The organism is Mycolicibacterium sp. MU0053 (assembly GCF_963378095.1).
GTDB classification, from domain to species: Bacteria; Actinomycetota; Actinomycetes; order Mycobacteriales; family Mycobacteriaceae; genus Mycobacterium; species Mycobacterium burgundiense.
In genome coordinates, this window is the sequence record NZ_OY726397.1 from 111,312 (window position 1) to 132,997 (window position 21,686).

At 69.2% G+C, this 21,686-nt stretch carries 19 protein-coding genes; 13 read left to right on the forward strand and 6 right to left on the reverse strand.

What is annotated here, in order from left to right; translation table 11 throughout:
* Positions 1-106 precede the first annotated feature (106 nt).
* Together pheA and RCP80_RS00525 are read left to right on the forward strand one after the other, a co-directional pair.
* Entirely contained in the window at positions 107-1,027 is a 921-nt protein-coding gene (pheA, locus tag RCP80_RS00520) for a prephenate dehydratase (RefSeq protein ID WP_308480486.1), read from the forward strand.
* Positions 1,024-1,722, forward strand: a complete 699-nt coding sequence (locus RCP80_RS00525) for a histidine phosphatase family protein (RefSeq protein ID WP_308480487.1) — start codon at positions 1,024-1,026, stop codon at positions 1,720-1,722. Before pheA ends, RCP80_RS00525 begins: the two co-directional genes overlap by 4 nt.
* A 233-nt stretch (positions 1,723-1,955) precedes the next feature.
* Here RCP80_RS00525 and RCP80_RS00535 read toward each other — a convergent pair whose 3' ends face one another.
* Both RCP80_RS00535 and RCP80_RS00540 read right to left on the reverse strand, forming a co-directional pair.
* Positions 1,956-2,306 (reverse strand): metallopeptidase family protein, encoded by a 351-nt coding sequence (locus tag RCP80_RS00535; protein ID WP_308480489.1) that lies wholly within the window; start codon positions 2,304-2,306, stop codon positions 1,956-1,958.
* A 58-nt stretch (positions 2,307-2,364) separates the two neighbouring features.
* A complete protein-coding gene (locus RCP80_RS00540; RefSeq protein WP_373693424.1) occupies positions 2,365-3,879 on the reverse strand; it encodes a septum formation family protein in 1,515 nt (504 codons plus the stop codon).
* 140 nt (positions 3,880-4,019) lie between these two features.
* On the opposite strand from RCP80_RS00540, the gene serS reads away from it, so the two are divergent.
* Entirely contained in the window at positions 4,020-5,273 is a 1,254-nt protein-coding gene (gene serS, locus RCP80_RS00545; RefSeq protein WP_308480490.1) for a serine--tRNA ligase, read from the forward strand.
* A 20-nt stretch (positions 5,274-5,293) separates the two neighbouring features.
* Positions 5,294-6,088: a DUF5718 family protein gene (locus RCP80_RS00550; RefSeq protein WP_373693563.1), complete on the forward strand. Its 795-nt coding sequence runs from the start codon at positions 5,294-5,296 to the stop codon at positions 6,086-6,088.
* Positions 6,089-6,091: 3 nt separating this feature from the next.
* Here the strand turns inward: RCP80_RS00550 and RCP80_RS00555 are convergent, their stop codons facing one another.
* Both RCP80_RS00555 and RCP80_RS00560 read right to left on the reverse strand, forming a co-directional pair.
* The gene (locus RCP80_RS00555) at positions 6,092-6,439 is read right to left on the reverse strand and encodes a hypothetical protein (protein ID WP_308480492.1); all 348 of its coding nucleotides are present in this window, start codon (positions 6,437-6,439) and stop codon (positions 6,092-6,094) included.
* Positions 6,436-7,998: a Rieske 2Fe-2S domain-containing protein gene (locus RCP80_RS00560; protein ID WP_308480493.1), complete on the reverse strand. Its 1,563-nt coding sequence runs from the start codon at positions 7,996-7,998 to the stop codon at positions 6,436-6,438. Before RCP80_RS00560 ends, RCP80_RS00555 begins: the two co-directional genes overlap by 4 nt.
* A 209-nt stretch (positions 7,999-8,207) precedes the next feature.
* Between RCP80_RS00560 and RCP80_RS00565 the strand changes: the two genes are divergently transcribed.
* Genes RCP80_RS00565 through RCP80_RS00575 form a run of 3 tightly spaced genes read left to right on the forward strand, consistent with a single transcriptional unit; the run spans position 8,208 to position 10,531 of the window.
* Positions 8,208-8,966 carry a lysophospholipid acyltransferase family protein gene (locus tag RCP80_RS00565; protein WP_308480494.1) on the forward strand — a complete coding sequence of 253 codons (759 nt, stop codon included), beginning with the start codon at positions 8,208-8,210 and terminating at the stop codon, positions 8,964-8,966.
* A 6-nt stretch (positions 8,967-8,972) separates the two neighbouring features.
* Complete coding sequence (locus tag RCP80_RS00570) at positions 8,973-9,719, forward strand: lysophospholipid acyltransferase family protein (RefSeq protein ID WP_308480495.1); 747 nt, start codon at positions 8,973-8,975, stop codon at positions 9,717-9,719.
* Positions 9,716-10,531, forward strand: coding sequence for an HAD family hydrolase (locus tag RCP80_RS00575; RefSeq protein WP_308480496.1), 816 nt, complete (start codon positions 9,716-9,718; stop codon positions 10,529-10,531). The genes RCP80_RS00570 and RCP80_RS00575 overlap by 4 nt, the downstream gene beginning before the upstream one ends.
* Before the next feature lie 93 nt (positions 10,532-10,624).
* Here RCP80_RS00575 and RCP80_RS00580 read toward each other — a convergent pair whose 3' ends face one another.
* Together RCP80_RS00580 and RCP80_RS00585 are read right to left on the reverse strand one after the other, a co-directional pair.
* Entirely contained in the window at positions 10,625-12,262 is a 1,638-nt protein-coding gene (locus RCP80_RS00580; protein ID WP_308480497.1) for an N-acetylmuramoyl-L-alanine amidase, read from the reverse strand.
* A 162-nt stretch (positions 12,263-12,424) separates the two neighbouring features.
* Complete coding sequence (locus RCP80_RS00585; protein ID WP_308480498.1) at positions 12,425-13,312, reverse strand: hypothetical protein; 888 nt, start codon at positions 13,310-13,312, stop codon at positions 12,425-12,427.
* 268 nt (positions 13,313-13,580) lie between these two features.
* Here RCP80_RS00585 and glf point away from each other — a divergent pair, with 268 nt between their 5' ends.
* From glf to RCP80_RS00620, 6 genes are all read left to right on the forward strand, one after another.
* On the forward strand, positions 13,581-14,792 hold the full coding sequence (gene glf / locus RCP80_RS00590) for a UDP-galactopyranose mutase (RefSeq protein WP_308480499.1): 1,212 nt from the start codon (positions 13,581-13,583) through the stop codon (positions 14,790-14,792).
* Entirely contained in the window at positions 14,789-16,954 is a 2,166-nt protein-coding gene (locus tag RCP80_RS00600) for a glycosyltransferase (protein ID WP_373693425.1), read from the forward strand. The genes glf and RCP80_RS00600 overlap by 4 nt, the downstream gene beginning before the upstream one ends.
* Positions 16,947-17,513, forward strand: a complete 567-nt coding sequence (locus RCP80_RS00605; protein ID WP_308480500.1) for a phosphatase PAP2 family protein — start codon at positions 16,947-16,949, stop codon at positions 17,511-17,513. The genes RCP80_RS00600 and RCP80_RS00605 overlap by 8 nt, the downstream gene beginning before the upstream one ends.
* On the forward strand, positions 17,510-18,421 hold the full coding sequence (locus tag RCP80_RS00610; protein WP_308480501.1) for a decaprenyl-phosphate phosphoribosyltransferase: 912 nt from the start codon (positions 17,510-17,512) through the stop codon (positions 18,419-18,421). The genes RCP80_RS00605 and RCP80_RS00610 overlap by 4 nt, the downstream gene beginning before the upstream one ends.
* Before the next feature lie 142 nt (positions 18,422-18,563).
* Positions 18,564-20,504 (forward strand): terminal beta-(1->2)-arabinofuranosyltransferase, encoded by a 1,941-nt coding sequence (gene zomB, locus RCP80_RS00615; protein ID WP_373693426.1) that lies wholly within the window; start codon positions 18,564-18,566, stop codon positions 20,502-20,504.
* A gap of 131 nt (positions 20,505-20,635) precedes the next feature.
* Positions 20,636-21,619: an esterase family protein gene (locus tag RCP80_RS00620; protein ID WP_308480502.1), complete on the forward strand. Its 984-nt coding sequence runs from the start codon at positions 20,636-20,638 to the stop codon at positions 21,617-21,619.
* Positions 21,620-21,686: the final 67 nt, after the last annotated feature.

Genomic DNA, 21,686 nt, shown 5'->3' on the forward strand with positions numbered 1-21,686 from the left:
TCCGCATCCCGGTCAGGCTCCCGACCAGGCTCGATGTAAGTGAGGTAAGGCTAACTTAACCAGTGTCGGCGGGGTGCGCAAGGCCTTCGGCGTTAAGGTTTGGCGTGTGACCGCCATCGCCTACCTCGGTCCCCGGGGCACGTTCTCCGAAGCGGCGCTGGGCGGCATGACCGCAGCAGGGCTGATCCCCGGCCGGCCCGAGGTGCATCCGCTGGCCACCGACAGCACCCCGGCGGCGCTCGAGGCCGTCCGGGACGGCCGCGCCGACTACGCCTGCGTCCCGATCGAGAACTCGATCGAGGGTTCGGTGCTGCCGACCCTCGACTCCCTGGCCGCCGGCGCCCCGCTGCAGGTGTTCGCCGAGCTCACCCTCGATGTCGCGTTCAGCATCGTCGTCGCCCCCGGCACCCGCAGCGCCGACGTCCGCACGGTGGCCGCGTTTCCGGTGGCGGCCGCCCAGGTGCGCCGCTGGCTGCGGGAGCACCTGCCGGCGGCCGAGGTGGTGCCGGCCATCTCCAACGCCGCCGCGGCCGCCGACGTCCGGGCCGGGACGGCCGACGCCGGGGTCAGCACCGCGCTGGCCGCCGCGCACTACGGCCTGGCGACGCTGGCCGAGGGCGTCGTCGACGAACCGAACGCCCGGACCCGGTTCGTGCTCGTGGGCCCGCCCGCTGCGCCCCCGGCGCGCACGGGGGCCGATCGCACGTCGGTGGTACTGCGGCTGGACAACGTGCCGGGTGCCCTGGTCAACGCCCTGACCGAGGTCAGCATCCGCGATATCGACCTGACCCGGATCGAGTCCCGGCCCACCCGCGTCGAGCTCGGTACCTATGTGTTTTTCCTCGACTGGGTGGGGCATATCGAAGACACCGCGGTCGCCGAGGCACTAACCGCGCTGCACCGTCGTTGTGCAGATGTGCGATATCTCGGATCATGGCCCACAGGATCGGCGGTCGGCGCTGCGCCGCCGCAACTCGACGAGGCGGCGCGTTGGCTCGCTCGGCTGCGCCAGGGTGAGCAGGCGTGAGCGGACGGCTGGTGCTGGTCCGGCACGGACAAACCTATGGCAACGTCGAAAAGCGGTTGGACACCAAGCCGCCCGGCGCCGAGCTGACCCCGCTGGGCCGTGATCAGGCCCGCACGTTCGCCCGGACCGCCCCCAAGCCGCCGGCGCTGCTCGCCCATTCCATCGCGATCCGCGCCCGGCAGACGGCCGCCGAGATCGGCGGGCTGTTGGGGGTCGACCCACTCGAGTACCCCGACATCCACGAGGTGCAGGTGGGCGAGCTGGAAAGCCGCAACGACAGCGACGCCGTCGACGAGTTCACCCAGATCTACCGGCGCTGGCACGAGGGCGACCTCAAGCTGCCGATGCCCGGCGGGGAAAGCGGCGTCGACGTCCTGGATCGCTACATCCCGGTGGTCAACGACCTGCGGATGCGCTATCTCGACAACGACAGCTGGACCGAGGACATCGTCGTGGTCAGCCACGGTGCGGCGATCCGGTTGGTGGGCGCCGTGCTGGCCGGGGTGGACCCGCAATTCGCGCTAGACAACCATCTGGCCAACGCCGAATCAGTGGTGCTGGCGCCGATCACCGACGGGCGGTGGAGTTGCGTGCACTGGGGCGCGGTCGGTCCGCCCCTGACCCCGCAGCCCAGCGTCGCCGCGCAGCCTCACGCGGGCGACGACGCCCAGCGGGCGCCGGACCCGATGGGCTGATCGCACTCGCACCCCACCGCAACGCATTCGACGTCGAAAGCGTGCACCGTCAACTCCGGGCTCCAACAGTCGTCGTCGGTGCACTCGGGGCGGCCGTGCCAATGTCGGATGAGCGTGCCGTGACAGTGCGCGGCACCGGTGGTGCATGCTCGGCAACCTGTCTCCATGGACACGTTCCTATCACCGACCGCCGACAAAGCGGTGGTGCCGCGCGCAGCGCGACCCGAGTGAGTTCAGGCCCAACCCAATTCGTGCAGGCGCTCGTCGTCGATGCCGAAATGGTGCGCGATCTCGTGGATGACGGTGATCGTCACCTCGTCGGTCACCTCGGCCTCGGTGCCGCACATGTCCAGTAGCGCGCCGCGGAAGATCGTGATGCGATCCGGCAACGCCCCGGCGTAGGTGCTGTCGCGTTCGGTCAGCGCGGTGCCCTCGTAGAGCCCCAGCAGGTCGGGTTCCTCGGGGTGGCGATCCTCGACCAGCACCACGACGTTGTTCAGCGCCCCGGCCAATTCGGGCGGGATCCGATCCAACGCGTCGGACACCAAGTCCTCGAAGCGCTCGGCGCTCATCTGTACCGGCATCGATCAGGCCGGCGGCGGACCCTCGTCGGGTCCGGGTGGCGGACCTGCCGGGGGCGGCTCAGGCGCGGGTGCCGGGGGCGGCGGCAGGCCCGGCGGCGGCGGCGGTGGCGGGGGCGGCGCGCCCGGCGGCGGGGGGCGCGGGCTCGGGCCCGGCCGGCGGCGGGTTGGCCGGCTCGGCCGGTTCGGGCGCCGGGGTCTGGGTCTGGGTGGCCGTCGCCTGCTGCGGCAGATGCTGGCCCGAGCCCGACGACCCGGACGAACCGGAGCCGGAGGAACCGGAGCCGGACGAGGACCCCGACGACTGCGACGAACCGTAGTTCTGTCCGCTCGACGAGCCGGGCATCGGGATCGGCGGCAGGTTGAGCCGCTCCGGCGGGATCTCCGGCGGCGGGATCGGCGGATGGCCGTTGATGAGCAGCGGACCCTTGGCCTCGTTGAGCAGCGTGGCCCACCCGCCGTTGCCGAGCGTCGCGCCGATGCTGCAGGCCACCTGGTGGCTGCCGGCCGACCAGCTGGGCAGCGAGATGGTGCTGTAGATCAGTGTCAGCGTGGTGGTGCGCAGCTGCAGCGGGGCCAGGTACTCGTCGGTCAGCCGGGTGCAGACGTCCTTGATGAAGCCGTCCTGCTCGGCCTCGGGCGGCAACCCGCCCGGGAACCGCTCGGCGAGGTTCACCGAACCGGTGACCTCCATGGCGTGCGGGGTCGTGCAGTCCACCGGGATGTCGGTGGGCTGGTTGCTGGTCGGGTCGATCCCCAGGCAGGTCCCGGCCGGCCACACCTTGGACTGGTCGATCTCGGCGACCTTGCCCTGGAACGCGAGCTGTCCGCCGTCGGCGCCGGGCAACTGCAGGCCGCAGAGCATCCGACGTTCGCCGTGCTTGCTCCAGGCCTTGTCGCCGGACCACAGCATGCTGGTGGTGAAGCGGCTGTTGGGGTCGTAGCGGGTGCCGAGGTAACGCTGGACCGCGGCCTGGCACTGCTCCTGGCTGATCTGCTGGATGCGGGCCGGGGACGGCGGCGCGGCATCCGGGCCGTACTCGGAGCCCGGGAAGGTCCGCATGTCGACGGATTCGGCGACTTCGAAGCGGTGCTCGTCCTTGCAGTCCACCACGGTGGCCTCGTCGGGAACGCCCTCCGGCCAGTTCAGGCAGTCGCCGGGCTGGGCGTTGTTGAACGCCTCGGTGCCGCGGGTGCCGGTGCTGGGAACCGGGTTGGCCTCCAGGTAACTGGCCAGCCCGCCGCGTTGGGTGCCGACCGGCAGCGCCGTGATGAGGCCGGCGATCAGCAGGGCGCCCAGCGCGGTGAGGACCAGCGCGCGCCGGGTGGACCGGGCATGCAGGGTCTGCAGCCACGCGAACCGTTCGCCGCGCGCTGCGGGCGGCTCATCGATGGTCGGTTCGGCGTCGGGCGCGACGGCTTCGGTCTCGGCGGTCTCGGTCTCGTCGACTTCGTCGGTCGCGAGGGTTTCGTCGAGGGATTCGCCGTCCCCGGTGTCGACGGAGTCGGTGGTGGCCGCTTCGTCGACCGGGTCGCCCTTTTCAGCCGGGTCGTCCTGCTCTGGTACTTCGGACATTGGATCTATTGTGACAGGCGCGCCGGGGGGTGTGACAACTGTGGCAGAAGTAGCGTTATGTGGTTGTGTCCCGGGGCCCCGGCCGGCAATGACGACCTCGGCGACGTCGGCCGCCGACGGCAAAAGTAGTGTTGACGGGCGTGATCGACCTCAAGACGCTCCGCGAAGACCCCGATGCCGTTCGACGGTCGCAGCGCAGCCGGGGGGAAGACCCGGCCCTAGTCGATGCGCTGCTGGCCGCAGACACCGCTCGCCGCGCCGCGGTGTCCGCCGCGGACAACTTGCGCGCCGAGCAGAAGACGGTCAGCAAGCAGGTCGGCGCGGCCGGCCCGGAGGAGCGGCCGGCGGTGCTGGCCCGGGCCAAGGAACTCGCGGCCGGGGTGAAGGCCGCCGAGGCCGCCCAGGCCGAAGCCGAGCGGGCGTTCACCGCCGCGCACCTGGCGGTCTCCAACATCATCATCGACGGGGTGCCCGCCGGGGGTGAGGACGACTTCGTGGTGCTCGACACCGTGGGGGAGCCGCCCGCGATCGCCGCCCCCAAGGACCACCTCGAACTGGGGGAGTCCCTGCGGCTGATCGACATGGAACGCGGCGCCAAGGTGTCGGGTTCGCGGTTCTACTTCCTGACCGGCCGGGGCGCGCTGTTGCAGCTCGGGTTGCTGCAGTTGGCGGTGCGGGTGGCCTGCGACAACGGCTTCACGCTGATGATCCCGCCGGTGTTGGTGCGCCCCGAAATCATGTCCGGCACCGGGTTTCTCGGCACCCACGCCGACGAGATCTACCGGGTGGACTCCGACGACCTGTATCTGGTGGGCACCTCCGAGGTCCCGTTGGCCGGCTATCACTCCGACGAGATCCTGGACCTCGCTGCCGGTCCGCTGCGGTACGCCGGCTGGTCGTCGTGCTTCCGGCGCGAGGCCGGCAGCTACGGCAAGGACACCCGCGGCATCATCCGGGTCCACCAGTTCGACAAGGTCGAGGCGTTCGTCTACTGCAAACCCGAGGACGCCGCCGCCGAGCACGAGCGGCTGCTGGGCTGGCAGCGGGAGATGCTGGCGCTCATCGATGTTCCGTACCGGGTGATCGACGTCGCCGCCGGGGATCTGGGGTCGTCGGCGGCGCGCAAGTACGACTGCGAGGCGTGGGTGCCCACCCAGCAGGCCTACCGCGAGCTGACTTCCACCTCGAACTGCACGACGTTCCAGGCGCGTCGGCTCGCCACCCGGTACCGCGACGACAACGGCAAGCCGCAGATTGCCGCGACGCTGAACGGCACCCTGGCGACCACCCGGTGGCTGGTCGCGATCCTGGAGAATCACCAGCAACCTGACGGCAGCGTGCGGGTGCCGCCGGCCCTGGTGCCCTACGTCGGTACGGAGGTACTGGAACCGTGATCACCCTTGATTTCGACGAGATGCGCAACTGGTTCGGTCTCGGGGTGGCGGGCAACTTCGCCGGCCACCTGGAGCAGGCCGGCGAGGCCGCCGACTTCGTCAGCGTCGTCTCGGAGGGCAATGCGCCCAAGGGCATCTTCCCTTGGTACGCCCCCGGTAACGACGGCTTCCTCGGTGAGTTCCCACTGTCCAGCGACCGTATCCAGTTGCCCGCCGAGAGCCCGGACTTCGACGGACCGCTGAACCTGCAGATCGAGCCCGAGGTGGGTCTGGCCTGCCGGGTGAAGTGGAACGGCGATACCGTGGCGACGTTGGAGCCGTTCGCGTTGGGCGCGTTCAACGACTGCTCGATCCGACGCCCGGGCGCGCCGAAGATCAGTCACAAGAAGAATTGGGGCCCCGCCTCCAAAGGTGTTGCCGGACAGTTCTTCGAGATCAGCGACCTCACCCCCGACGGGCCCACCGCGACCCTGCGCCTGGTGTGCTTCCTGCACGGCCCCGACGGCAAGGAACACGCCTACGGCGTGGACAGCCCGCTGCTGGGCTACTCGTACTACGGCGAGGTCCTGCTGGACTGGGTGGTCGAACGGCTGGCGAATCAGAAGGGCGCCGCGGACACCCCGCTGGAGGACGTCGGCGCGCTGATGGTCGCCGCCGGCCGGCCGGACACGGTGCTGATCGGGATCGGGGCCACCCGCTACACCGAACTCGGGGAGTCGACCTACCTGCAGGGCGGCGACGAGGCCGTGGTCCGGGTGTACGACACCGCCTCAGAGGCGGCTTCGGAACTGCGGCAACGGGTTTCGACGCGCTGACGGTCAGCGTTGCGCAAGTACCTCGTCCAGGCCGGTGAGGAACTCCGCGGGCCGCAGCGGCGTGAACGCGGGCTGCCGTCGCTCCCCGGCGACCTCCAGGGTCACCAGCGTCGACTTGATCGGCCGCCACACGTCCAGCGGCAGCCAGCGGCGAAGATCCAGATCCGAGCTGCCCCAGATCCGGAACCGCTGGGTGAAGTAGCCCAGCGGTTCGGCGCGGTAGCCGCGGATCGAGGCGATGGGGATCACCTTCGAGGTGCCCGACGGGAAGTGGTAGCGCCGCAGCGTGATCGCGTGCCGGTCCAACTGGACCAGTCCGTCGTCGTAGTACTGCCGCGGCGGCGCGCTCATTGCCGCGACGCCCGCAGTTCGTGACCCTTGGAGGTCAGGCAGCGCCCGTTGGTCAGATTCCACTGCCAGCCGTGCAGATTGCAGGTCAAGGTGTTGCCGTCGACCACGCCGAACTTGGACAGGTCGGCCTTCAGGTGCGGGCACCGACGTTGAATCTCCCAGCCGTCCAACGTGATCGAAGCCGAGTCGTCGTGGGCCTCGGCGAACCAGCCGTCGGCGTAGGCAATCCGCTCGTCGGTGAGGCACTTGAAGAACGTGTAGAGATACTCGTTGTAGCCGCCGACCCGCCAGGCCTTGAACCGGGTGGACAGGAAGATCGTGTTGACCCAGTCCGGCTCGCGGTCGCGGACCACGGTGCGCACCAACTCGGTCGGGATCTCGAACCCGTAGCGGAACTTCTCATCCGGGATGGGTTCACGCACAGCGCGTTTCGGAAAATCGAGGACCACGGTCTCCTGATGGTCGCGGGACTGCAGCCGCAGTTCCACCGGGTAGCCGATGCCGTCACAGATCTGGTCGGTCTGCAGCATGATGGGCTCGAACAGGGCCCGCAGCGGCTCCAGCAGCGGTTCTCCCGCCGCGGGCGCCCAGCGCGCCTTCTCGGCCGCCAGCACCGGCGCCATCCGCCGCGCGTAGTCCTCGATGTAGGCGGCCTTGTCGGTGGTGAAGATGGCCTCCACCTGCGCGGTCGGCAACGGGTGGGCCAGCGAGTTCAGTTGTGCGCCGGTGAAGTCGGCGACCGTGCCCGGAATCATCAGCAAGCCGGCGTCGTGCCCGTGCCGGCGCATCTGGTCGAGGAACACCATCTGGTCGGGAAAGATGTTGGCCGGGTCGCCGTGGTCGTCGTTGAGGTCGCGCAGTTCGGCGTCGAGGAAGCACGGCGGGCCCGCCGAGGGGATCACCCAGGTTGCTCCCACCTGGGCGATGTATTGCCGGCACCGGTCCATTTGGCGCTGGCGCTTCTGCACCCCGAACGCCTCCTTGGCGCGCGCGGGCATGTCGTAGACCATCGGGTACCAGATGGCGCCCGAGTACTGCAGCATGTGCACGTCGATGTGGCCGAACTCGGCGTGGACCATGTCCAGATCGATGGGCCGGGCGTCGTTCATGTTGAAGGCCGTGGTGGTGCGGTCCGAGACCACCAGCCCGGAATCGCCGATCGGGCCGTCGGCCGGGGCCCGCAACGCGATGATCATGATGTCCAGTTCGCCCTTGGGCCCGGACACGGTGTGCCGTTGCGAATCGGTGGTCTCGAAGAACCGGTGAAAGCCCAGCTTCTCCAACTCGCGTTTGAGGTCCGGGACGGGGAAGTCCGGCAGCAGCACCACGGCGTCCTTGTTGACGTGGGCGCGCAGCGTCTCCGGATCGAAGTGGTCCTTGTGCAGGTGCGACACGTACAGGTAGTCGCAGTCGCCGAGGGCGTCCCAGTCCAGTTCGCTGTTGTCGGGGAAGACGAACCACGAACCGAAGTACGCCGGGTTGACCCACGGGTCGCACAGGATGGCGCCCGCGGCGGTATCAATCCGAAAGCCGGCGTGGCCGACGCTCGTGACCTGCACTAATACACTCCGAACGGTAATTTTGCGCGGGCTTTTCCGCGCCTTCTGCTGTGCCGAGCTTAGTCGCCGGCGGCCGCGGCGGCCGCCGACAACCGCCGGTGTCGGTCGATGCGGTGCGCATCGGCGACGTCGGTGCCGAGGTCCGAACGGCCGGCGGACGGCGCCTACGTCCTGAGGGCGCGCCACCCGCCCCGGCTAGGCTGGTTGCTGTGGAACCCGTATATGGCACCGTCATCCAGCTGGCCCGCGCGGCCTGGCGTGTACAGGGCCTCACGTTCACTGTGACGGGCGTGGAGAACTTGCCCAAGACGGGCGGTGCCGTCGTCGCCATCAACCACACCAGCTATTTCGACTTCACCTTTGCTGGGCTGCCCGCGTACCGACAGGGCCTGGGCCGCAAGGTCCGGTTCATGGCCAAACAGGAGGTATTCGACCACAAGGTCGGCGGCTTCCTGATGCGCAAGCTGCGGCACATCCCGGTGGACCGGGAGGCCGGCGCCGACTCCTTCGCTGAGGCGTGCCGCCGGCTCGAGCAGGGCGAACTCGTCGGCGTGTACCCCGAGGCCACCATCAGCCGCAGCTTCGAGATCAAGGAATTCAAATCGGGTGCCGCGCGGATGGCGATCGCGGCGGGTGTCCCGATCGTGCCGCACATCGTCTGGGGCGCGCAGCGGGTCTGGACCAAGGGGCATCCCAAGAAGCTGTGGCGACCCAAGGTGCCGATCTCGGTGGCGGTGGGCGAACCGATCGCCCCGACGCTGCCGGCCCCGGAACTGACCGCGCTGCTGCACAGCCGCATGCAGCATCTGCTGGAACAGGTTCAGGACGCCTACGGGCCGTATCCGCCCGGCGAATTCTGGGTGCCCAAACGGCTCGGCGGCGGCGCGCCGTCCCTGGGTGAGGCCTCCCAACTGGATGCGGAGGAGGCCGCCGAGCGGGCCGCGCGACGGGCGCAGCGGTCGGAGTAGTGGGTCATGGAGCCGGTTTTCCGCACCCTGGAGATCGCGGCCGGGCTGGCTCGACGCGTCGTCGGAACAAAAATCAGCTTTCACGGGTTGGACAACATGCCGACGCGCGGCGGCGCGGTCATCGCGATCAATCACACCAGCTACATCGACTTCCTGCCGGCTGCCCTCGCGGCCACCGAGCGCAGGCGGCGGATGCGGTTCATGATCAAAGCGGAGATGCAGGAGGTGAAGTTCATCAACTTCCTGATCGCCCACTCCGGAACCATCCCGGTGGACCGCACCGCGGGCGCGGGCGCGTATGCCGTTGCGGTGCAACGACTCCGCGAGGGTGAACTGGTCGGCGTCTACCCGGAAGCCACCATCAGCCGATCGTTCGAACTGAAGGAGTTCAAGTCGGGTGCGGCCCGGATGGCGCTGGAGGCGCAGGTGCCGCTGATCCCGATGATCGTCTGGGGCGCGCACCGGATGTGGACCAAGGACCACCCTAAGAGATTGGGCCGCAACAAGATTCCGATCACCGTGGTGGTCGGCGCACCGCTGCCACCGGTAGGTCACGCCGGCCAACTCGAGACCACCCTGCGGACGTCGATGACGACGATCCTGCACGACGTACAAGCGCGCTACCCGCATCCCGCCGGCGCCTATTGGGTGCCGAAGCGGCTCGGCGGCGGCGCCCCCACCCTTACTGAAGCCAAGCTGCTCGACGAGGCCGAACTGGCCCAGCGGGCCCGGAAGCGGAGTGACCACCAATGACATTGCCAGCCCTGATTGCCACCGATGTGGATGGCACCCTGCTCGACGAGGACGAGAAGATCACCCCCCGCACCCTGGAGGCGGTGAACGCCGCGGTGGCCGGCGGCGCGCAGTTCATCCTCGCCACGGGCCGCCCGCCGCGTTGGGTGGCGCCGGTCGTCGACGAGCTGGGGTTTGCCCCGATCGCGGTGTGCGCCAACGGGTCCGTGCTCTATGACCCGTCGACCGACCGGATCCTGTCGGTGCGGACGCTGTCGGTGGACGCCCTGGCGCGGCTGGCCGACATCGCCGAACGGGTGATCCCCGGCTCCGGCCTGGCGGTCGAACGGGTCGGGGAGAGCGCGCACGACGCCGCGACGCCGCAGTTCGTCAGCTCGCCCGGCTACGAACACGCCTGGCTCAACCCCGACAACACCGAGGTGTCGCTCACGGACCTGCTGTCGGCCCCGGCGATCAAACTGCTGATCCGCAAGACCGGCGCGACCAGTGCGGAGATGGCGGCCGAACTGGGCCCACACCTCGGCAGCGATGCCGATATCACCTACAGCACCAACAACGGTCTGATCGAGGTGATGCCGTCGGGGGTCAGCAAGGCCACCGGGATCGCCGAATTCGCCGACCCGTTGGGGATCGGTGCGGACGAGATCATCACCTTCGGCGACATGCCCAACGATGTGTCGATGCTGGCCTGGGCCGGCCACGGGGTCGCGATGGGCAACGCGCATCCGGCGGCAATAGCCGCGGCCAACGAGCTGACCACCCCGAACACCGACGACGGGCTGGCGCGCGTACTCGAACGCTGGTGGCTCTAGCCCCCGCCGTTCTCCCGCCCAAAGGTGAGTTTGGGCCACTTTGTGCGGGTGGCTTTCGGCATTACGCCGATCTCGGCGCCCGGCCGGCGTCGCTCAGTTGGAGATCCGGGTGAACCGCTCCAGCTGGACCGGTGGTCCGTCCGGGGGCGGCGGCGGCAGCCGTTGCGCCACCCCGTCGACCACCCGGGTCACCAAGCCGGATTCGCGGTCGAAGTTCAGCGTTCCGCGTTGGAAGTTCTGCACGATCCACAGCGGTTCGTGCATCTCGGCGCTGGTCGGCAGGCCCAACAGCCCGCGCTCGTAGCCCAGCGACGCCCAGGCGGCGTAGATGGCGCCGGTCACCGGTTCGGCCCCGCTGTCCGGCGACCAGTACATCGCGCCGTGCTCGAAGGTGGCGTAGCGGGCGTTGCGGTCGGCGAAGGCCTCCGGGGAGGTCGGCGCGCCCAGGGGTGAGGCGGCCCCGCCCATCGACTCCCACTTGGTGAAGATCGCGCCGCCGCGCAGCCGGTCCTCCAGCGTCAGCGGGGGCGCGGGCTGGTTGAAGCGGGCCGCCAGGTTGCGGATCTCGTCGAGTGCGGCGTAGGCGGCGTCGCCCGGGCAGTCGGTGTTTCCGACGTCGCGGTGGGTGAAGATCGTCGGCAGCGTGGGCATGGAGCCGCGCGCGAAGTGCGTGAAGCGGCCACCGGCCGAGGGCAGCACCACGGTGCCGCGGGGATCGACATGGTCGAGCCCGAGGCGCCAGCCCAGCAGCCGGCCCATGGTGCCCAGCAGAATGTCCGGCGGCCGAAACTCGTTGAAGTTGCCCAGCATCGCCACCCCGAAGGTGTTGTGGTTGAAGCCACCGGAGTGCGAGCCCTCGACCGGGCGGTCGGTGCCCCCGGCGCGGCCCTCGAAGACCTGTCCGTACTTGTCGACCAGCGCGTTGTAGCCGATGTCGCACCAGCCCAGCGTCTGGGTGTGATACGCGTAGATCGCTCGGATGATCGCCGCGGAATCCTCCGGGGCGTAGTCGTTGTTGCCGGCGGTGTGGTGGACCACCCCGGCGCGCACGGTGTCGCCGTAGACCGGCGGCCCGCAGCGTCCCGTCGGTCCGGCGCCCCACTGCGCGCGGCTGATGATGGCCGGCGGCTGGCCGGCCGGCAGCGCCGCGGTCGGCGGCGTCCACTGGATGTCGACCGGCGCCTGGGGCGGGCTGATGAGCACCGCCGAGAGGTTCTGGCCCAGCGGTTGTTCGACGTTGGCGGGCCGGTAGCCGAGTTCGTCATCGTGGTTCGGCGCCGAGTCACCGGGCGTCGCGGCGGTGGTCACCGGCGCATCGGTGGGCCGGTGGACCGCGATCTGCACCCGGGTGGTGTTGCCGACGAACACCGGGTCGGTGCCGCGCGGCGCGCTGTCGATGCTGTCGTCGGCGGCCGAGCGCAACGCCTCGGCCTCGTACCACGGACCCCAGCTGCCGTCGGCGCGTTTGGCGCGGATGCGCGCGGAGGTGTCGGTCAGATCGTCACCGGTGAGCGCCACCATGGAAAACGGTGTCGGCTGCGACAGTTCGCGCACGGTGACTCCGCCGCCGATACCGTCGAGCGGTTGCTCGGTGAGCCGGGTGTCCTCGGCGCTGGGGCGGTCCTGCTGGGCAGGTGAGCCGTCGAGCGCCCACGGGAGGATGACAACTGTCGCCGCGATTGCGGTGAGCAGCAGGGCCGGCGGCGGCCGGCGGCCGAAGCGGCGGGGCACGGCCTGATGTTACGTAAGTGTCGTGTGTTGCTCGTGTTTCGACACGGTACGAAAGTGAACAAAGTGATTACGTGCAACGGCACCGCAGGGACTCGGGCTCGATGGGGGTCGAGTGCGAGCCCACCCTGCGGTGCCGTTTGGTTACAGGATTCGGTTGGGTGCTTATCCCGCAGCGGCCGGGATCGCCTCGGCTGCGCCCGCCGCGGCTCCCGCGGCAGCCTCGGCGGCCGGAGCCGCCGCGCCCTGCGCCGCCGGCGCCGCGGACTGCACGGCGCTCATGATCGACGGCATCACCACGCCCTTGAGCAGGTCGATCGCCTGGCCGGCGCCGAGCTGCTGAGCGGCGCTGCTCAGGTCGCTGATCAGGCCACCGCCGCCGCTCGAGGCCACCGGCATCGCCGACAGCGACGGGTCACCCAGAATCGGGTAGGTGCCCGCCATCGGGTCCAGCCCGATCGGCGCGCTGATCGGCATCTCGTTGGGCAGGCCCAGGCCGGGTGCCGCGCCGGGCACCGCGGCCAGCGGATCCGGTGAGGTCAGCGACGGGTTGAGGCTGACATCGGTCAGGCCGGGGACCGTGGCGGCCGGGCTGGTGAGCTCGGGCGTGAGCGCCGGGTTGGCCAGCGCGGGATCACCGAGTGCCGGGGTGGTCAGGCCGGGAGTCGCCGGCGTGGTCAGGCCCGGGGTGGTCAGGCCGGGGCTGGTCAGGCCCGGGGTCGTCAGGCCGGGGGCCGTCAGACCCGGCGTGCCCAGGCCGAGGCCGGGATTGGTCAGCGCCGGGCTGGTCAGTCCGGTGCTGGGCATGGCGCCCGCGGGGCTGAGCCCGGTGGGCATCGGGGGCAGATTGATGCCGAACTGCGACAGCCCCTGCTGCAGGGCGGACATCAACTCGTTGGGCAGGTCGGTCACCACGGCTGCCTGCTGGAAGTCCCGCTCCTGCGGGGCCGGGGACAGCTCGGAAAGTGCGATCACGGCAAAAGGACTCGCGACTGCCAGGGCGGCGACTGCGCTCATGGCTGTCGAGAGCTTGCGTCGACGTCGGTTTGGCACGGAAGTCTCCTCAATCTGGACTACGTGTGTGCATCTGAAAACTACTGAATCGACGGTACAGCTGAGACTGGTGTGACTGGAGTGACGATGCGCAATCGTGAGCTAATCGCGACACGGCAGAGTTGTGGTCGCGGTCGCGGCCGCCAACGCCGGCAGCGTCCAACCCGGTGCCCGAAGCGCCCGCCGGCGCTGGCCGAACGGACCTCGGGGCCGTTCCCCGTGGCGTCGGGCCGGGCCAAGTTGCTGCGGTCCGATACCCTTGCTGCCGATGACCTCACCTCCTTCCGGTCGCTACGACCTATTGGTCGTCGGGTCCGGTTTTTTCGGCCTGACGATCGCTGAGCGCGTGGCCACGCAACTCGGTAAGCGAGTGCTCGTGGTCGAACGCCGCCCCCACATCGGCGGCAACGCCTACTCCGAGGCCGAACCGCAGACCGGGATCGAGGTGCACAAATACGGTGCGCACCTGTTCCACACCTCCAATCAGCGGGTGTGGGATTACGTGCGGCAGTTCACCGACTTCACCGACTACCAGCACCGGGTGTTCGCGATGCACAACGGGCAGGCCTATCAGTTCCCGATGGGCCTGGGCCTGGTGTCGCAGTTCTTCGGCCGTTACTTCACCCCCGACGAGGCGCGCGCGCTGATCGCCGAGCAGGCCGCCGAGATCGACACCGCCGAAGCCAAGAACCTCGAGGAAAAGGCGATCTCGCTGATCGGCCGGCCGCTCTACGAGGCGTTCGTCAAGCACTACACCGCCAAGCAGTGGCAGACCGATCCCAAGGAACTGCCCGCGGCCAACATCGCGCGGTTGCCGGTCCGCTACACCTTCAACAACCGCTACTTCAACGACACCTACGAGGGTCTGCCCGTCGACGGCTACACCGCGTGGCTGGAGAACATGGCCGCCGACGAGCGCATCGAGGTGCGCCTGGACACCGACTGGTTCGAGGTCGGCGACGAGCTGCGCGCGCAGAGCCCGGATGCCCCGGTGGTCTACACCGGCCCGCTGGACCGGTACTTCGACTACGCCGAGGGTCGGCTGGGCTGGCGCACGCTGGACTTCGAGCTCGAGGTGCTCGACGGTTGCGGGGACTTCCAAGGCACCTCGGTGATGAACTACAACGATGCGGACGTGCCCTACACCCGCATCCACGAATTCCGGCACTTCCATCCGGAGCGGTCCTATCCGAGCGACAAGACCGTGATCATGCGGGAGTTCTCGCGCTTCGCCGACGCCGATGACGAGCCGTACTATCCGATCAACACCGACGCCGACCGGGCGTTGTTGACGGCCTACCGGAGCCGCGCCAAGGCCGAGACCGCCACCGCCAAGGTGCTGTTCGGCGGCCGATTGGGTACCTACCAGTACCTCGACATGCACATGGCCATCGCCAGTGCGCTCAACATGTACGACAACACGCTTGTCCCGCACCTCGTTGACGGGGCCCCTCTGACAGACGAAAGCAGTACCGCATGAGTGACATCCCCTCCGGCCCGCTCGATGCAGCGGAGTCCCGGGCGGTCAGCCTGCTGTCCCGGGTCATCCTGCCCCGACCCGGCGAACCCCTCGACGTCCGCAAGCTCTACATCGAGGAATCGAGCACCAACGCCAAGCGCGCGCACGCCCCCACCCGCACCTGCCTGGAGATCGGCGAGGGTTCCGAGGTGTCGTTCGCGACGTATTTCAACGCGTTCCCGGCCAGCTACTGGCGCCGCTGGTCGACGCTGGAGTCGGTGGTGCTGCGGGTCGAATTGTCCGGCTCGGCCCGGGTCGACGTCTACCGCACCAAGGCCACCGGTGCCCGGATCACCGTGGGCGGGGCGCCGGTGACCAGCCCCGGTCCGTCCACCCCGGCTGGGTCCGATGTCGGCGGGCCTCGTGCTCGCGGAACTACACCGCTCGCCGAACCCGCTGGGTCCGATGTCGGCGGGCCTCGTGCTCGCGGAACTACACCGCTCGCCGAACCCGCTGGGTCCGATGTCGGCGGGCCTCGTGCTCGCGGAACTACACCGCTCGCCGAACCCGCTGGGTCCGATGTCGGCGGGCCTCGTGCTCGCGGAACTACACCGCTCGCCGAACCCGCCTGGACCGAGTTCGAGATCGGTCTCGATCCGTTCGAGGACGGCGGCTGGATCTGGTTCGACATCACCACCGACACCGACGTCACGGTGCACAGCGCGGGCTGGTACGCCCCGGTGCCCGCGCCCGGGCGGGCGAACATCGCCGTGGGCATCCCCACCTTCAACCGGCCCGCGGACTGCGTCAACGCCCTGGCGGCGCTGACGTCGGATCCGCTGGTCGACGAGGCGATCGGCGCGGTGATCGTGTCCGATCAGGGCAACAAGAAGGCCGTCGACCACCCGGACTTCGCCGACGCCGCGGCCCCGCTGCAGGGCCGGCTCACCATCCACAACCAGCCCAACCTCGGCGGTTCCGGCGGTTACAGCCGGGTGATGTACGAGGCGCTGAAGAACACCGACTGTGAGCAGATCCTGTTCATGGACGACGACATCCGCATCGAGCCCGACTCGATCCTGCGGGCCCTGGCGCTCAACCGGTTCGCCAAGTCGCCGACCCTGGTCGGCGGCCAGATGCTCAACCTGCAGGAGCCCTCGCACCTGCATGTGATGGGCGAGGTGGTGGACCGCTCGAACTTCATGTGGACCAACGCGCCGTTCACCGACTACGACCACGACTTCGCGAAGTTCCCGTTGGCCGCCGAGGCCGACCGCAGCAAGCTGCTGCACCGCCGCATCGACGTGGACTACAACGGCTGGTGGATGTGCATGATCCCGCGGGTGGTGGCCGAGGAACTGGGCCAGCCGTTGCCGCTGTTCATCAAGTGGGACGACGCCGAGTACGGGTTGCGCGCGGCGGCCCGCGGCTACGGCACCGTGACGATGCCCGGCACCGCGATTTGGCACATGGCGTGGAGCGACAAGGACGACGCCATCGACTGGCAGGCCTACTTCCATCTGCGCAACCGGCTGGTGGTCTCGGCGCTGCATTGGGACGGCGACGCCAAGGGCCTGGTCAAAAGCTCGTTGAAGGCGACGCTGAAACACCTTCTGTGCCTTGAGTATTCGACGGTGGCGATCCAGAATCGGGCCATCGAGGACTTCCTGGCCGGCCCCGAGCACATCTTCTCCATCCTGGAGTCGGCGCTGCCGGAGGTGCACCGGATGCGCAAGCAGTTCCCGGACGCGGTGTCGCTGCCCGGGGCCACGTCGCTGCCGGCGCCGTCGGGCCGGCGCGCGGTGCACAAGCCGCCGGTGTCGCTGCCCGCGATCGGGGTGCGCCTGGCCCGCGGCGTCATGCATCAACTCAAGAAGGAAGACCCGGCGCATCACGTGCGGCCCGAGTTGAACGTGGCCACCCAGGATGCGCGCTGGTTCCTGCTGTGCCGGGTCGACGGGGTCACCGTCACCACCGCCGACGGGCGCGGCGTGGTCTACCGGCAGCGGGACCGGGCCAAGATGTTCGAACTGCTGCGCGCCTCACTGCGCCAGCACGCCCGCCTGGCCCGCAAGTACAACACCATGCGTCGGGTCTACCGCGAGGCCGCGCCGACGTTGACCAGCAAGCAGAAGTGGGAGTCGGTACTGCTGGAATCCAGCCCGGAAACCAGCAATGCCTGACGGATCCGGCACCGCGGCCGCGGAGGTGCCGCCGCCCGCCGCGGAGGAATCCGCGCTGATCGCCGTGCAGGCCGTGCTGGCGAACAAGCCCGCGGTGCTGCCGATCGCGCGCGCGATGTCGCACTTCGGCGAGCACAGCCTGGGCTGGTTGGCCATCGCCGGTATCGGTGCGCTGGCCGCGCCGCAGCGCCGCCGCGAGTGGGTCACCGCCGGTGCCGGCGCGTTCGCCGCGCATGCCGCCGCGGTGGTCATCAAGCGGGTGGTCCGCCGCACCCGGCCCGACCACCCCGCGATCGCCGTGCATGTCGGCACCCCGAGTCGGCTCAGTTTCCCGTCGGCGCACGCCACCTCCACCACCGCGGCGAGCATCCTGATGGCCCGCGCGACCGGGCTACCGCTGCCCGCGCTGCTGGTGCCCCCGATGGCGCTGTCCCGCCTGGTGTTGGGCGTGCACTATCCCACCGATGTCGCCACCGGCGCCGTCGTCGGCGCGTTGGTGGCCAAGGGCGCCGAGGCCGTTTCGGTCCGGTTGGACCGCCGTAGCAGAGGAGATCGATGACTGAGACTCCCGAGGTGGCCGGCCCGCCCAAGAACCTGACCGCCGGTGTGATCAAGGCGCTGCGTCCGCGGCAGTGGGTCAAGAACCTGCTGGTGCTGGCCGCGCCGCTGGCCGCCCTCGGCGGCGAGGCCACCTACGACTACAGCTTTGTCCTGAGCCGGGTCGCGATCGCCTTCGCGGTGTTCTGCATGGCCGCCTCCTGCATCTACCTGGTCAACGACGCCCGCGACGTGGAGGCCGACCGCCAACACCCGACCAAACGGTTCCGGCCGATCGCGGCCGGGGTGGTCCCCGAGGGCCTGGCCTACGCGCTGGCCGGGGTCCTCGGTGTCGCGGCCCTCGCGGTCTCCTGGTTCGTCGAGCCCAACCTCGCGCTGGTGATCGCCGCCTACCTCGTCATCCAGCTGGCCTACTGCTTCGGCCTCAAGCATCAGGCCGTCATCGACATCTGCATCGTGTCCTCGGCGTATCTGATTCGTGCCATCGCCGGCGCCGCGGCCGCGCAGATCCCGCTCTCGCAATGGTTCCTGTTGGTGATGGCCTTTGGGTCGCTGTTCATGGCGGCCGGTAAGCGCTACGCCGAACTGCAGTTGGCCGAGAAGACCGGCGCCAAGATCCGGAAATCGCTGGAGAGCTACACCAGCAGCTACCTGCGCTTCGTCTGGACGCTGTCGGGCACCGCGGTGGTGCTCTGCTACGGACTGTGGGCCTTCGAGCGCGACGGCAACGCGGGCTCCTGGTTCGCGGTGTCGATGATCCCGTTCACGATCGCGATCCTGCGCTACGCCGTCGACATCGACGGCGGCATCGCCGGTGAACCCGAAGACATCGCCTTGCGAGATCGAGTGCTGCAATTCCTTGCAGTCGCGTGGATCGGATCTGTCGGTGCCGCGGTCGTCTTCGGCTGAGGCCACACCGACGCTGCGGCGGGCGCCGTTGCGGACCGAGGGGCCGTCGTCGTCCGCCGAGCCCGCTTCGCCACCGTCGCGGCCGGACCCGGCCCCGCCAGTGAGGCGGCGGCCGCCGCTGCTACCGCGGTTCCCGCTGCCGATGTCGGCGCGAATCAGCCTGTGGTGCAGCGTCGTGGTGGTCGCGGTGTTGTTCGGCTGGGGCGCGTGGCAGCGCCGTTGGATCGCCGACGACGGCCTGATTGTGCTGCGGACCATCCGAAACCTGTTGGTCGGCAATGGTCCGGTGTTCAACGCCGGGGAACGGGTGGAGGCCAACACCTCCACGCTGTGGACCTACGTGATGTACCTCGGCGGCCTCGTCGCCGGGCCGGTGCGGCTCGAATTCGTCGCGCTGGCAGTGGCATTGACGCTGTCGGTGCTGGGCGTGGTGCTGCTGATGCTGGGCGCCGCCCGGTTGTACGCGCCGAGCCTGCGGGGCCGCAGCGCGCTGCTGTTGCCCGCCGGTGTGCTGGTGTACATCGCGATTCCGCCGGCCCGCGACTTCGCGACCTCCGGTCTGGAGAACGGCATGGTGCTGGCCTATGTCGGCCTGCTGTGGTGGATGTTGGTCTGTTGGTCGCAGGGACTACGCACCGGGGGTGATCGGCCGGCCGCGCGGTGGAGCGTGAACGGCACGGGATTTGTTGCCGCCCTTGCCTTTGTCGCGGGCCTGAGCGTCCTGGTGCGGCCGGAGTTGGCGTTGATCGGCGTCGGCGTGCTGGTGCTGATGCTGGTGACCACCCGCGGTTGGCGACCCCGGGTGCTGATCATGGTCGCCGGCGGGCTGCTGCCGGTGGCCTATCAGATCTTCCGGATGGGCTACTACGCGTTGCTGGTGCCGGGCACCGCGGTGGCCAAGGAGGCCTCCGGTTCTCGCTGGGAGCAGGGCTTCCTGTACCTGGCCAACTTCAACAATCCCTACCTGTTGTGGATTCCGGCGGTTCTGCTGATCGCGTTGGGCCTGCTGCTGGTGTCCACCCACACCCGGCCCTGGTGGATCCACCACGAGGTGTCCGGTGAGCGCAGCCGACTGGTGCGCACGCTGCGGAGCCCGCCGGCGGTGGTGGCGTTCTTCGTCCTGAGCGGGTTCATCCAGGCGGTCTACTGGATCCGGCAGGGCGGCGACTTCATGCACGGCCGGGTGTTGCTGACCCCGCTGTTCTGCATGCTGGCGCCGGTGGCGGTGATACCGATCATCAAGCCCGACGGCACCCGATTCTCCAGGGAGGCAGGCTATTTGCTGGCCGGGGCCATGACGGTGCTGTGGGGCGCGGTGGTCGCGTGGGCGCTGTGGGCCGCGAATTCACCCGGCATGGGCGCCGACGCCACCCGGGTCACCTATTCCGGGATCGTCGACGAGCGCCGGTTCTACTCGCAGGCCACCGGGCACGCGCACCCGCTGACCGCCGCCGACTATCTGGACTATCCGCGGATGCGCGCGGTGCTCGCGGCGCTGAACAACACCCCCGACGGGGCTCTGTTGCTGCCGTCGGGCAATTACGACCAGTGGGACGTGGTGCCGGCCTTCCCGCCCCCGCTGCCCCCGCCGCTGCCGGGCGAGGCGCCGCGCAACCCCGAAACCGTGCCGCACACCGTATTTTTCACCAACCTCGGCATGCTCGGGATGAACGTCGGACTCGACGTCCGGGTGCTGGACCAGATCGGGCTGGCCAACCCGTTGGCCATGCACTCCGACCGCCTCGAGGACGGCCGGATCGGCCACGACAAGAACCTGTTCCCGGACTGGGCGGTGGCCGAGGGGCCCTTCCTCAAGGAGCCGCCCTACATCCCGGCCTACCTCGACGAGGGCTGGGTGCGGCAGGCCGAGGCCGCGCTGGAGTGCCCGGCGACCGAGATGATGCTGAAGTCGATCCGCGAACCGATGGGACCGCGCAAGTTCCTGTCCAACGTGCTGCGCGCCTACGACTACACCAAATACCGCATCGACCGGGTGCCGCTGTATGAGTTGCAACGCTGCGGTCTGGAGGCGCCCGAGCTGCCCGAAGCCCCCTACACCGGGCTGCCGGCCACCGGCCCGTAGGAACCGGTGGACGGCGACGGTAACGCTGTGGCGCCCCCGCAGCGATACCCACTCCGGGTGCGTACCCGCGCACCGGCCGCGTCGTGCCCTGAACACGAATCGAGCCACGAACGAACGGACGGATCGCCACGTTGAGGACGAACCCGCGACGGGCGCCGGCGGCGGCCCCCCGCCTGAGCGCCCTGCTGGCTGCGGTCTTGCTGTTGCCCGCGCTATCGCTGCTGGTGGGCGGTGCGCCCGCAGCCAACGCCTTCTCCCGCGAGGGCCTGCCCGTGGAGTACCTCTCGGTGTACTCGCCGGCGATGGGCCGCGACATCCAAGTGCAGTTCCAGGGCGGCGGCCCGCACGCGGTCTATCTGCTCGACGGCCTGCGCGCCCAGGACGACTACAGCGGTTGGGACATCAACACCGCGGCATTCGAGTGGTTCCACGACTCCGGTGTCGCCACGGTGATGCCGGTCGGCGGGCAGTCCAGCTTCTACAGCGACTGGTACTCGCCGTCGAACTTCAACAACCAGTCCTATACCTATAAGTGGGAGACGTTCCTCACCAGCGAACTGCCGGCCTATCTCGCGGCCAACAAGTCGGTGTCGACCGGCGGTAACGCCGTCGTCGGGCTGTCCATGTCCGGCGGCGCGGCCCTGATCCTGTCGGCCTACTATCCGGGGCAGTTCCGGTATGCGGCCTCGCTGTCGGGCTTCCTGAACCCGTCGACGCCGTTCATGAAACAGGCCATCCGGGTGGCGATGCTCGACGCCGGTGGTTACAACGTCGACAACATGTGGGGCCCGCCGTGGGATCGGGCGTGGAAACGCAACGACCCGGTGGTGCAGGTGCAGACCATCGTCAACAACGGGACCCGCCTCTGGATCTATTGCGCCCCAGGCGGTTCCACCGAACTCGATGCGAACGGGGACCCGAACCAGGCGCTGAGCGCGACCAGTTTGGAGACCCTGGCGATCGGGAGTAACAAAGTGTTCCAAGAGAAATACCTGGCTGCCGGCGGCAACAATGCCACCTTCGACTTCCCGCCCGCCGGCAATCACTCCTGGGCCTACTGGGGCCAACAGTTGCAGGCCATGAAGCCTGATCTGATCGCGACGCTCAATGGTTAGTCGAGGTTCCGCCGACAAGGGTCGGACGGCGATTTTGTGGTTGACTACACGAGCGCGTGGACATAGT

Bases quoted from the DNA above. Each gene is read 5' to 3' on its own strand.
- RCP80_RS00600 (WP_373693425.1), top strand. From the start codon at position 14,789: ATGAGTGACATCCCCTCCGGCCCGCTCGATGCAGCGGAGTCCCGGGCG.
- RCP80_RS00540 (WP_373693424.1), bottom strand. From the start codon at position 3,879: ATGTCCGAAGTACCAGAGCAGGACGACCCGGCTGAAAAGGGCGACCCG.
- RCP80_RS00610 (WP_308480501.1), top strand. From the start codon at position 17,510: ATGACTGAGACTCCCGAGGTGGCCGGCCCGCCCAAGAACCTGACCGCC.
- zomB (WP_373693426.1), top strand. From the start codon at position 18,564: ATGTCGGCGCGAATCAGCCTGTGGTGCAGCGTCGTGGTGGTCGCGGTG.
- RCP80_RS00535 (WP_308480489.1), bottom strand. From the start codon at position 2,306: ATGCCGGTACAGATGAGCGCCGAGCGCTTCGAGGACTTGGTGTCCGAC.
- glf (WP_308480499.1), top strand. From the start codon at position 13,581: ATGACCTCACCTCCTTCCGGTCGCTACGACCTATTGGTCGTCGGGTCC.
- RCP80_RS00605 (WP_308480500.1), top strand. From the start codon at position 16,947: ATGCCTGACGGATCCGGCACCGCGGCCGCGGAGGTGCCGCCGCCCGCC.
- RCP80_RS00575 (WP_308480496.1), top strand. From the start codon at position 9,716: ATGACATTGCCAGCCCTGATTGCCACCGATGTGGATGGCACCCTGCTC.
- RCP80_RS00555 (WP_308480492.1), bottom strand. From the start codon at position 6,439: ATGAGCGCGCCGCCGCGGCAGTACTACGACGACGGACTGGTCCAGTTG.
- RCP80_RS00570 (WP_308480495.1), top strand. From the start codon at position 8,973: ATGGAGCCGGTTTTCCGCACCCTGGAGATCGCGGCCGGGCTGGCTCGA.
- RCP80_RS00550 (WP_373693563.1), top strand. From the start codon at position 5,294: ATGCGCAACTGGTTCGGTCTCGGGGTGGCGGGCAACTTCGCCGGCCAC.